Annotated in this window: 10 protein-coding genes; all 10 read right to left on the reverse strand. The window is 42.8% G+C overall.

Annotation, left to right across the window (positions count from 1 at the left end; translation table 11 throughout):
- Positions 1 to 11 precede the first annotated feature (11 nt).
- Positions 12 to 932: a SpoIID/LytB domain-containing protein gene (locus tag DS742_RS27940; RefSeq protein WP_117420177.1), complete on the reverse strand. Its 921-nt coding sequence runs from the start codon at positions 930 to 932 to the stop codon at positions 12 to 14.
- Positions 933 to 1031: 99 nt separating this feature from the next.
- Positions 1032 to 3485 (reverse strand): glycogen/starch/alpha-glucan phosphorylase, encoded by a 2454-nt coding sequence (locus DS742_RS27945; RefSeq protein WP_117420178.1) that lies wholly within the window; start codon positions 3483 to 3485, stop codon positions 1032 to 1034.
- Positions 3486 to 3506: 21 nt separating this feature from the next.
- Complete coding sequence (gene ileS, locus DS742_RS27950) at positions 3507 to 6620, reverse strand: isoleucine--tRNA ligase (protein ID WP_117420179.1); 3114 nt, start codon at positions 6618 to 6620, stop codon at positions 3507 to 3509.
- Positions 6621 to 7072: 452 nt separating this feature from the next.
- Positions 7073 to 7618, reverse strand: a complete 546-nt coding sequence (locus tag DS742_RS27955) for an accessory gene regulator ArgB-like protein (RefSeq protein ID WP_117420180.1) — start codon at positions 7616 to 7618, stop codon at positions 7073 to 7075.
- A 13-nt stretch (positions 7619 to 7631) separates the two neighbouring features.
- On the reverse strand, positions 7632 to 7778 hold the full coding sequence (locus DS742_RS30110; protein ID WP_117420181.1) for a cyclic lactone autoinducer peptide: 147 nt from the start codon (positions 7776 to 7778) through the stop codon (positions 7632 to 7634).
- Between the two features lie 87 nt (positions 7779 to 7865).
- The gene (locus DS742_RS27965) at positions 7866 to 8522 is read right to left on the reverse strand and encodes a 3-oxoacid CoA-transferase subunit B (protein WP_117420182.1); all 657 of its coding nucleotides are present in this window, start codon (positions 8520 to 8522) and stop codon (positions 7866 to 7868) included.
- 2 nt (positions 8523 to 8524) lie between these two features.
- Complete coding sequence (locus DS742_RS27970) at positions 8525 to 9181, reverse strand: CoA transferase subunit A (RefSeq protein ID WP_117420183.1); 657 nt, start codon at positions 9179 to 9181, stop codon at positions 8525 to 8527.
- 18 nt (positions 9182 to 9199) lie between these two features.
- The gene (locus DS742_RS27975) at positions 9200 to 9943 is read right to left on the reverse strand and encodes an acetoacetate decarboxylase (protein ID WP_117420184.1); all 744 of its coding nucleotides are present in this window, start codon (positions 9941 to 9943) and stop codon (positions 9200 to 9202) included.
- Between the two features lie 29 nt (positions 9944 to 9972).
- On the reverse strand, positions 9973 to 11157 hold the full coding sequence (locus tag DS742_RS27980; protein WP_117420185.1) for an acetyl-CoA C-acetyltransferase: 1185 nt from the start codon (positions 11155 to 11157) through the stop codon (positions 9973 to 9975).
- A 235-nt stretch (positions 11158 to 11392) separates the two neighbouring features.
- A partial coding sequence (locus tag DS742_RS27985; RefSeq protein ID WP_205692824.1) for an ATP-binding protein occupies positions 11393 to 12728 on the reverse strand: 1336 nt, incomplete at its 5' end.

The raw sequence follows: 12728 nt of genomic DNA on the forward strand, positions 1-12728 counted from the left end.
CTAAATTGTACTTATTCAGATTTCAAAACAATATTTTTATAAAAATAAGCAAGAATTTTTTCAGCCGTCCAGCCTTCCTCACTTTTGCATTTTGCCCCGTACTGGCTGAAGCCGTATCCATGTCCGATTCCCCGGCAGACGGCTCTTACTCCGCCTTCATATTCCTCAAATTCATAGGAAGGTGACGGCAATGAAAGAGCATACTGAACTTCATCTCCGGTGAACGTACGGGTGCCGATCTGTATTTGTACCACGTACCCGGAATCATCTCTTTGAACGATCTGAATGCTTTGGGGAATCTGATCTGCCTTTACAGAACTATCTCCTGAAATCTGATTGATTTTATCTGCAAAATCATTTTTGCTGAACTGGACAATTGTTAAAAAACCCTCTGCTTCCACATCTTTTTTGCATTCCACTGGCTGTAAGTATGGATGATTTTCATCTCCTGCCCTTGTCATTCCGCTGCTGGCCCGGTGAAACAGCGGTTCAATTAAGTTTCCGTTGCAGGTGATAACAGTACCTGCGGTAGAACGCACCGCCTCCTCCACCGCCTGATAGCTGGTGACAAAGGCTTCGCTTCCCCACATTTTCTCCATCTGCTTCTGTTCTAAATAATCCATATGGAGATCAGATTCCTTCACTTCCTTCTGACCATTCATTTTTCCGTAAATGTAGGTCCGCGCTATCATTGCCTGGGCCCGGAGCGCTTCTTTTCCGTAATCAGCCGGCATCTGCTTTGCTACCACACCGGGAAGATACTCCTCAACATCCATGGCAGTCTCCCCGCCTTTTCTGTCCAGTATCACACGTTTTCCGCTGGGTGTCATGGGCATTTCTTTTTTCTCCTCCACTTTCCCTGTCCACGCCAGAGTAATGATATATGGAAATAAAAATGCCAGTATGCATGCCATTAATATCTTTTTTCCCATGTTCCCGCCGCCTTTCTTGTCTCAAATCCTTGTTCAATATATGCGAAAAAGCGCCCCGGAATCACTTCCGGAACGCTTTTCCTGAAACGTTCATCTATTCTATAGTTCTACATTTACCTTTTCCAAATGCCAGATATCCCTCACATATTCAAGAATGGTACGGTCTGAGGTAAATTTACCGCTGTTTGCTACATTTAAAATGGCCGCTTTTGCCCACCAGGACTCATCCCTGTATGCCTGATCGATCCGCTTCTGGGCTTCCCCATAAGAAGGAAAATCCTTTAAGATAAAATACGTATCGGCCCGGTCACTGCTTATGGTATTAAGCAGGGAATTATAGATATCGCGGAACAGCTCCGGATCCTGGGGCGAATAATAGCCGTTGATCAGCTGCATCAAAACTCTGCGGATTTCATAATTATTGTTGAAAATCTCCATGGGATCGTATCCGCCTTCCCGCTCATAACGGATCACCTCATCGGAAGTCATGCCGAAAATAAATGCATTCTCCGCTCCCACTTCCTCAACGATCTCCACATTGGCGCCATCCATGGTTCCAAGAGTCAAAGCACCGTTTAACATGAATTTCATATTGCCGGTTCCGGAAGCCTCCTTGCTGGCTGTAGATATCTGCTCACTGACATCCGCTGCAGCAAAGATGATTTCTGCATTGGACACCTTGTAGTCTTCAATAAATACAACCTTTATTTTTCCGCCGATGCTTCTGTCGTGGTTAATTACCTCTGCCACGGAATTAATCAGCTTGATGGTCAGCTTTGCCCGGCGGTATCCGGCAGCAGCCTTGGCTCCGAAGATAAATGTCCTGGGAACCATATCCAAATTAGGATTATCCTTCAGCTGATTATACAGATACATCACATGAAGAATATTCATCAGCTGACGCTTATATTCGTGAAGACGCTTCACCTGTACATCAAATATGGATCTGGGGTCCACCTCAATGCCGTTATGTTCCTTAATATAGTTCGCCAGCCGGACCTTGTTCTGGTATTTGATATCCATAAATTCCTGCTGGCACTTTGGATCATCTGCGTAAACAGCCAGCCGGTGAATATGAGGCAGATTGGTAATCCATTCATTTCCGATTTTCTTCGTCACCCACTCTGACAAAAGAGGATTCCCATGTAAGAGAAAACGCCTCTGGGTGATACCGTTGGTTTTGTTATTGAATTTCTCCGGCATCATCTCATAAAAATCCTTCAGTTCCTGATTCTTTAAGATCTCCGTATGAAGTCTGGCTACACCGTTAACAGAAAAACCGCCCACAATGGCAAGATTGGCCATCCGTACCTGGCCGTCATAAACAATGGCCATCTTGCGCACCTTATCCTGATTTCCCGGATACATCTCCCCGATCTTCTGCTGAAAGCGGCGGTTGATCTCTTCCACGATCTGATAGATTCTTGGAAGGAGCCTGGAAAACAGCTCGATGGGCCATTTTTCCAGAGCCTCTGACATAATGGTGTGGTTGGTATAGGCACAGGTTTTCGTGGTAATCTCCCAGGCTTCATCCCAGCTTAATCCATAGTTATCAAGAAGAATCCGCATCAGCTCCGGAACAGCCACCGTGGGGTGGGTATCATTTAACTGAAATACGTTTTTCTCATAGAATTTGTGAATGTCATCGTGGTTTTCCATATACTTTAAGACTGCTCTCTGCACACTGGCCGAGATAAAGAAGTACTGCTGCTTTAAGCGCAGTTCCTTGCCTGCATAATGGTTGTCATTGGGATAGAGGACTTCAACAATGGTTTTTGCCAGGTTCTCCTGCTCCACTGCTTTTTGGTAGTCCCCTTTATCAAAGGAATCCAGGCTGAAGGTATTAATGGCCTGCGCATCCCAGATGCGCAGAGTATTTACCACATTATTTCCATATCCTATAATGGGCATGTCGTAAGGCACTGCAAGGACGGACTGATAACCCTCCTGTACAAAACGTTCCTTTCCATTCTCACGAACCACCTTTACATATCCCCCGAACTTAACCTCTGTGGCATACTCTGCCCTGCGGATTTCAAAGGGATAACCGTTTTTCAGCCAGTCATCAGGAATCTCAATCTGGTAACCGTTCTCGATCTTCTGTTTGAACATACCGTAACGATAACGGATTCCGCAGCCGTAAGCCGGATATCCCAGTGTCGCCAGTGAATCGAGAAAGCATGCCGCCAGGCGGCCAAGCCCTCCGTTTCCAAGAGCCGGATCCGGCTCCTGGTCTTCAATTGCATTCAAGTCAAACCCAAGTTCCTCTAACACTTCCTTCACATCCGGCTGTGCCATGAAACTTATGATGCTGTTGCCCAGAGCACGGCCCATTAAAAACTCCATGGATAAATAATACAGGGTTTTCACATCCTGTTTTTCGTACTCTTTGTGGGTTGCGATCCATTCATCGATGATCACATCCTTTACTGCATAGGCGACTGCCTGGTACATCTGTTCTTTCGTTGCTTCATCAACTGTTTTACGAAACACGTTCTTCATATTAAACAAGACACTCTTTTTAAAAGTTTCCTTATCAAATCCCATGCTCATTCCACAAGACCTCCTGACTGTTTACTGGATCTTCTCCACGCCTAAGGTTACATTCTCGCCGTTAATATTCCATTCCTTCACATAGCCGGCCGCTTTGTTTAATATGATATCGTCTGCAAGGACCTCGTTCTTAACGTCATTTTCATGAGCCTTTAAAATACTCTCGATTTTCTCATTGTCTTTGCTGTATACCGTAATATGGTCAACGACCTCAAAACCGGCTTCCTTACGCATGGTCTGGATCTTACTGATCAGCTCCCGGACAAATCCTTCTGCTAAAAGCTCCGGAGTTAAATTGGTATCCAGAACAACGGTAATGCTGTTGTCTCCCTCTGATACATATCCTTCTGTCTGTGCTGTGTCAATGAGTAAATCTTCTTTGGTAAGCACCACTTCCGTTCCGTTAAAATCAAAGGTAAGCGCACCTTTTTCATTCAGGGTATCCATGGCCTCATTGCCGTTTATTTCTGCCAGGGCATTTTTAATGCTGCCTAACTGCTTTCCGTACTTCGGACCAACCGTCTTTAACTGAGGCTTAAAGCTGTAAGAAGTGAAGTCTCTGACATCATCTTTAAATACCACCTTTTTCACATTCAGCTCTTCTTCAATGATTTCCTGGTAGAAGACAGGAAGTGCATGAGGAGCTTTTACAAACATCTGGCCGATTGGCTGGCGGTTCTTGATATTTGCAGTATTTCTGGCTGCACGGCCCATGACTACGATTTTTAAAACTTCATCCATATCTTCTTCTAACTGTTTGTCGATGAAGTTTTCTTTGGCAACCGGATAATCACACAGATGAATGCTTTCCGGTGCTGAGGAATCCACACTGCAGACCAGATTCTGATAAATCTGTTCTGTCATAAACGGAATAAGAGGTGCGGCAATCTTGCTCACATCCACAAGGGCGGTGTAAAGGGTCATATAGGCGTTGATCTTATCCTGCTCCATACCCTTTGCCCAGAAACGCTCTCTGCTTCTGCGCACATACCAGTTGCTCATATCATCTACAAAATCCTGCAGCGCTCTTGCTGATTCCGGAATCTGATAATTGCCAAGGTAAGCATCTACCTGTTTTATTAATGTGTTCAACTTGGATAACAGCCATTTATCCATAACCGGCAGCTTCTCATAATCCAGTTTATATTTTGTAGGGTCAAATTCATCAATATTCCCGTAGAGAACAAAGAATGCATAAGTATTCCACAAAGTACCCATGAATTTGCGCTGTCCTTCCATAACCGCTTTTCCATGGAACCGGTTTGGAAGCCAGGGAGCGCTGTTTACATAGAAATACCAGCGGATCGCATCGGCTCCGTAAGTCTTAAGTGCTTCAAACGGATCTACCGCATTGCCCTTGGATTTACTCATCTTCTGTCCGTTTTCATCCTGTACATGGCCAAGTACGATAACATTCTTATAAGGTGCCTGATTGAAAATCAAAGTTGAGATGGCAAGCAGGGAATAAAACCATCCTCTTGTCTGATCCACCGCTTCTGAGATAAAATCAGCCGGGAACTGTTTCTCAAATAAATCCTTATTTTCAAACGGATAGTGATGCTGTGCAAATGGCATGGATCCGGAATCGAACCAGCAGTCAATGACCTCCGGCACACGCTTCATCTGTTTTTTGCACTTTGGACAGGTAATGGTAACTGCGTCGATATATGGACGGTGAAGCTCAATCTCATCCGGGCAGTTGTCTGACATACTCTTTAACTCCTCAATGCTGCCGATGGAATGCTGGTGGCCGCATTCGCATTCCCAGACATTTAACGGAGTTCCCCAGTAACGGTTTCTGCTGACGCCCCAGTCCTGAACATTCTCCAGCCAGTCGCCGAAACGGCCTTTTCCAATGCTCTCAGGGATCCAGTTAATGGTATTGTTGTTGCGGATTAAATCATCTTTTACAGCTGTCATCTTGATAAACCAGGATTCTCTTGCATAGTAGATGAGAGGAGTGTCACATCTCCAGCAGTGAGGATAGCTGTGTTCAAATACAGGAGCTGAAAAGAGCAGTCCTCTCTCTTCCAAATCTGTTAAAATCAGCGGATCCGCTTTCTTGCAGAACGTACCTGCCCATTTGGTTTCCTCTGTCATCTCCCCTGCGCCGTTTACCAGCTGAACGAAAGGAAGATCGTATTTTCTTCCAACCTTGGAGTCATCTTCACCGAAAGCAGGGGCAATATGAACGACACCGGTACCGTCTGTTAAGGTAACGTAATTGTCGCAGGTAACATAGAACGCCTTCTTGTTTGGTTTTACAAAATCAAAGAGGGGCTCATATTCCTTAAATTCCAGATCTTTACCCACAAACTTCTCTAAAACCTTAAATTCTTCTCCCAATACCTTCTCACAGAGAGCCTCTGCCATATAATAGGTATAAACACCGCTTTGTACCTTAACATAGGTTTCTGACGGATTGACACAAAGTCCCACGTTGGAAGGAAGCGTCCACGGAGTTGTCGTCCATGCAAGAATATAGGCATCTTCATTTTTCACTTTAAATCTTACAATTGCGGAACGTTCTTTTACATCTTTATATCCCTGTGCAACCTCGTGGCTGGATAAAGGAGTTCCGCAGCGGGGGCAATAGGGTACGATTTTAAAGCCTTTGTATAAAAGCCCTTTCTCCCAGATCTGCTTTAATGCCCACCATTCGGATTCAATAAAATTGTTGTCATAGGTAACATAAGGATCGTCCATGTCTGCCCAGAAGCCGACTGTCTTTGAAAAATCTTCCCACATGCCTTTGTACTGCCAGACACTTTCCTTACAGTATTTGATAAATGGTTCCAGACCATATTCCTCAATCTGCTCCTTGCCGTCAAGTCCCAGCTTTTTTTCAACTTCCAGTTCTACCGGAAGTCCGTGGGTATCCCAGCCTGCTTTACGCGGAACATCATATCCTTTCATGGTCCGGTATCTTGGAATCATATCCTTAATAACCCGGGTTAAAACATGGCCGATGTGAGGCTTTCCGTTGGCGGTAGGAGGTCCGTCATAGAAGGTATAGGTTTCTGCTTCCTTCCGGTTATCCATGCTCTTCTGGAACACATCATGTTCTTCCCAAAACTTTTCAATTTCTTTTTCTCTCTCCACAAAGTTTAAATCTGTAGGGACTTTTTTGTACATCTTTATAACCTCCATTTAAAATTTTAATCAAAAAAACCTCCATCCTGTAATCAGGACGAAGGCTGCTCTCATACTTCGCTATACCACCTAATACCGCATACTAACATATGCTGTTCTTTAACGCAGAAATTACGTCCTGACCTACTAAATGTATTCAGCCGGAAACTCCGGAGTGATGTTCGAATCCATAATACTCTCACCAGGTTTCCACCCTCCCCGGCTCTCTGTAGATTTCAAATGGTTCTACTGTCTCCATCAAAGTCTTTCTTCTTATTATAAGGAGGTTAACACCTTATATGTCTACTAATTATAGGGATCAAAAAAAGAAATGTCAAGGTTATTTTTGTATTCCGCTGCCTCAGATTCCTTTTATCAACGTTCCTTCTATATTAAAGGAGCCATTGCTCCATAAGTGAGAAGAATCACTTATTTTGCAACAGCCCCTTTCTGCATTATGAAAGTACCAGTAAAAATGCCGCTGCCAGGACGCCGTATCTGATCAGATTTCCCATGTAATAGAAATGCACCGCAGTCAGTGCCAGGCAGCCTGCATTGGCCAGAATCAGCAAATATCTTGCTTTTCTTCTGAAATGTACCACTTCTTCCCGGTCCAGTCTTTTATTTTCATTATCTACCGGACTCTTAAAAAATATAACCGCATCAGATAAGGCGAATGCTCCCCACAAGAGGACCTGGTCGATTTCAGCTTTTGATACAAAAAGAATTATGGCTATATAGCAACAGGAAAATATGTAACATCCCATTTTAGTCTTCGCATGATAACCGCCTGCACTTCTTCTAAGCGGTATAAGGGTACACCCGATAACGATTAATTCCGGCACCATTCTAAAGCAGGCAGCAATGCATAAATAGGAAATACAGTGAACTGTTTTTAAAGCCAGACACTCTATTCCGAACTTATATAAATCTGCCTCTTTCGCGTTGATCATTTCATTGGATACCAGTTTTTCAACAAATGTTTCTTCCCATCTTATCATCTGGATTTACATCCTAGAATTTTCTTAACTTTTTCGCGTTGTCCGGTAATTTAGGCTGGTAACCGATAAAAAAGCAGGAACTGTTAACCTCTGTTTTTGCGGAATTTAAAATGGCCTTTGATGCAATTTTAAATGATAATTTTTTTAATTCGGATCTCATAGGAATGCCTTCTTTCTATTCTTTTATTTTTATTACTATATGAACGGTTTTCCTGTATTATACGGTTATTAAGACCGTTACAGGATTTTATACATGAATCACCTTTAAATCCGGGGATACGTTAAGATGGGCTTCTGTTGCATTCTGGACATCTTCTACTGTCAGACCCGGGGCAATTTCCTTTAACAGCAGCCCCTTGTCCGGAACCACATCGATCACAGCCATATCCGTGACAATGGTCTTCACCACATTCACTGCAGTCAGCGGCAGCTTACATTTTTTCAGTATTTTCGGAGCCCCGTCTTTGTTTACATGTTCCATGGCTAAAATCACCTTTTTCGCTCCAACCACCAGGTCCATGGCTCCTCCCATTCCAGGTACTTTTTTGCCCGGAATCATCCAGTTTGCCACGTCACCTTTCTCATCAACTTCCAGCGCCCCCAAAACGGTAACATCTACGTGCCCTCCGCGGATAATGCAAAATGAAAACGAGCTGTCAAAATAGCTTGCGCCCTTTACGGTTGTGACGTAGTTTCCTCCTGCGTCAATGCAGTCAAGGGATTCCTCCTGCTGATCTGCATTTGGTCCCACTCCCAGAATACCATTTTCCGCCTGCAGCATAATATGTATATTGTCCGGAATGTAGTTTGCCACCATCGTAGGCATCCCGACTCCAAGATTTACAACATCCCCGTCTTTTAGTTCCTTCGCAATTCTTCTTACAATGGATTCTCTTTTATTCATACTTACTGGCCCACCTTTACAATTTTATCTATAAAAATGCCGGGAACCGTCACATCATTGGGATCAATTTCCCCCGCCTTTACGTATTCCTCCACCTCTGCGATGACATAATCTGCGGCAGTAGCCATCACCACATTAAAGTTGCGGGAGGAGCCGTTAATAATCAGATTTCCTGTTTCATCCGCTTTTTGGGCTTTAATAAATGCCACATTTGCCTTGAGCGGCATTTCAAGCAGATAATTTTTCTCGCCGATCTCTATTTTTCTCTTTCCTTCTTCTACAACTGTACCTAAGCCGACCGGTGTTAAAACTCCTCCCAGACCGGCGCCGCCCGCACGTATTTTTTCAGCAAGAGTGCCCTGTGGAAACAGCTGGACTTTTGCTTCTCCAGTCATAAGAAGTCTTCCGGTCTCGGGATTGGAACCGATGTAGGAGGCAAAAATCCGCTTTACTCTTCCGCTCTTTATCAGTTGATAGATGGAAAGCTCCTTTGTTCCGGTATCATTGGATATAATGGCAAGGTCACTGGCCGTACTGGTATTTAAAAGTGCATTTACCAGTTTTTCCGGGTGGCCTCCTGCAAGAAATCCCCCGATCATAATCGTATCCCCATCTTTGACTTTTTTCACTGCTTCCCCGGCTGATATTAATTTGCTCATATATGATATCCTCCTTTCTTATTCACTGAGGTAGTCATGGATCACGCGTCCATACGGTAAGGTTAAATCTGAGATAATATGTGTTCCGCCCATGCAGGCTCTAACGGGTAAGTCTGCCACAGGCGCATTGACATGGGGAACCAGATGAAGTCTTGCAGACCCGGACCATGCCTCCTTTACCAGAATGTCCTCCAGATTGTAAGCCACCAGCTGAGCAATCTTTGGACTGCCGTCTGCATCCGGAATCAGCTTTAAATTAACCTGCATTTTTCCCAGATTCTGTGCAGCCGCTTTTTTATCAAGCATATTGTATTTAAAATGCATTGTTCCCATTGCCACAAGGATGTTATTATAAATTAAGGTACCGGTTAATGTCTCGGTATCTTCAATTCTCAGATGGGGCTGTCCCCACTTTTTTGGAAATCCCCAGATTTCACGTCCTGCAAGAATGGCCGGACCGTTATTTAAATACATTTGTGCTGTAAAATTACATGCTTCTCCATGGAATGTACAGGGAATTACAATTCCGCTTTCTTCATAGGATCCCAGACCTGAGGAATCCGGCATCCGGATCCATTCGTATAAAACGAGATTGCTTCCATCGGGCTCTAACGGTTCGGGCACCGCCTCTTTAATCAGATCCGGGTCTGATTCATAGCTGACTGTAAAATACTCCCTGTTTAAAAAACGGCATGGAGGGCGTCCATAACTGGCGCTTGCTGCAGGCATGGACTGCAGGGAAATAATCGTTTCTGATTTCATGAGCATCTTCCTTTCTATGTAAAAATTGTTTATAAGTAAGCATTTTCAACCAGCATGGCAATTCCCATACCTCCGCCGATGCATAACGATGCCACACCAAAATGGGAGGATCTGCGCACCATCTCATGGACCAGGGTAACCAGTATCCGGGCGCCGCTTGCTCCAAGAGGATGACCGATGGCAATTGCTCCGCCGTTTACATTCACCTTTGATTTGTCAACACCAAGCTCCTTTGTTACTGCCACTGACTGTGCCGCAAATGCTTCATTTAACTCCAGTAAATCAATATCATGTATGGTTAATCCCTGTTTTTCCAAAAGTGTGGAAACTGCCTTCACCGGTCCCATCCCCATATAAGCAGGATCAACCCCCACCAGCGAATAACCTTTGATATAGGCCATTGGTTTTAAATCATACTCTCTGCATTTCTCTTCTGATGCTACAAGCATAGCTGCTGCACCATCACTGATGGGGGAAGCATTTCCGGCAGTGACTGTCCCGTCTGTTTTAAATACGGTTCTTAACCCGGAAAGCTTTTCCAGTGTGGTATCTGCTTTGATGTGTTCATCTTCTGAGAAGCAGATTTCTTCCTTCTTCTTTTTGACTGTTACCGGAACAATCTGATTATCAAAGATCTTTGCTTTTTTTGCTTCTGCTGCCCTCATATGGCTGTTATAGGAAAACTCATCCTGCTCTTTCCTGGTCACTTTGTATTTCTCTGCTATATTTTCTGCCGTAATTCCCATATGATAATGATTTATGGAACATGTGAGAGCATCTGTAACCAGACTGTCCACCAACTCTCCATTTCCCATCCGGTAACCGTTTCTTGCTTTCATCAAAAGATAAGGTGCATTCGACATACTCTCCATTCCTCCGGCTAAAATGACGCTGTTTTGTTCCGCCAGAATGGAATCGTAAGCCAGTGCAACCGTATGAAGCCCGGAGCCGCAGACTGTGTTCACGGTAGATGCAGGTATCTCCACCGGAATACCCGCGTTTAATGCAGCCTGTCTGGCAGGGTTTTGTCCAATTCCCGCCTGAAGCACATTTCCCAGATATACTGCATCAATAAGAGAACTGTCTAATTTACTTTGATTAAGACAGGACTGAGTGACGGCTGTTCCCAATTGTGAAGCACTTAAGGTTGAAAGAGTACCGTTAAAGGAACCGACAGCGGTTCTTACAGGACTTATTAAAGCTATTTTTTTCATATATTTGCTCCTTTCTGTTCACATTTCTCATTTACAGCCACATTCTCCTACTTCTTGTTCTGATTTTCAACAAAAGTCGCACAACTTACAGTTTTTATGTATAATCTACAAAATTTTGAGTGTTTCAATCATGAAACATTCCTGGTAAATAAATAACGGACAGCGAAAAGAAAGCATTCCAAAATGGTTTTTATAAACCGTCTTGGAATGCTTTCTTTTCAGCAGATGATACGTTCTAATTGAAAATTATTTTACAGGAGAATATCCTGTTTTCCTCCTCCAATACCATACTTCCATTATACTTTTTAATTACATTTTCCACATTCAGAAGGCCAATTCCATGATTTTTCCCTTTCTTTGATACCGGCTTGCCATGATGCCACTTTTCTATGGGAACAGTGCTGTTTGTAATATTTATAACCGTAAAATCATGATATTTATCAAGCTTCATTTTAATAAATCTGTCCCCGGAAACCATATCACATGCATCAATGGCGTTGTCAAGCAGATTTCCAAATATTGTTGTCACTTCAATTGGCTCCATAAAGGAAAGATCCACAATACCTATTTCCAGATTGAATTTTATTTTGTGGTAGATGGCAATTCTCTTCTTATCGTTTAATATCACATTTAAGATAGGATTATTGGTATAATCCTCCAAAGAGAGAGGTATCAGCATTTTTCCTATTTCCTTTGCATAAGTAAGAGCTGTTTTATGTTCACTTGCCTGGTACATCACCTCGATCATATTCAGATGCTTATCCACATCGTGCAGTATTTTAATGGACTCATTATACTTTTCTTTCTGCTCATCATAAAATTCATACTGCAGCAAAGACTGCTGCTCCAGCAATCTTAATTTTACTTTCAGCTGGTTGTTTTCCTCTACAAATCTTGCCAGATATAAAAAATACAGATCTGCAAATAAGATACAGCCTATATTAATGAGGATCAGTATATGTTCTGTTTTACTTGTTATTTTCGGAATTACCACAATGATTACAGCTAAATTGGCCATACTGAACAGTATAATTATTATTTGAATCAGGCATTGGGTAATTGTATACTTTACGGTGAAATCCTCCCGCCAGAGTCTGGTGATGACCAGATAATAAAAAATAAGGACTACTAACTTTGAAAAAGTTATTTCCATACTTTTGATCATAATTGGCTGAATGTTGTGTATCTGAAATTTCAAAAGTATGTAATCCAGCATTTCCACGCCCACAGTTTCGCAGACAGATAATATTAAGATCAAAACCGGTACCTCAAAGATCCGGTATATGAATTTTTTGTTGTTATTTTGGTATAAATAATTATTTATAAAACTAAACAGTATAATCCAGATCACTATATTAAGAACTGGCTGCCCCAATCCATTTACCGCTACAACCATAAGAAGTGAGGCTGTTTTCATTAACTTGTAAATAAAGCGGTCATTAAATTTCGGTTCATTTCTTTCTTCTATAAATTGAAATAGAATAATGATATTAATCATACATGAAATGAAGGTTCCGAATGTAAGAATCATATAATTTTCCATTTTTTCTCGTATAATCCAATCATCATTA

Source organism: Lacrimispora amygdalina, assembly GCF_003432035.1.
GTDB classification, from domain to species: domain Bacteria; phylum Bacillota; class Clostridia; order Lachnospirales; family Lachnospiraceae; genus Lacrimispora; species Lacrimispora amygdalina.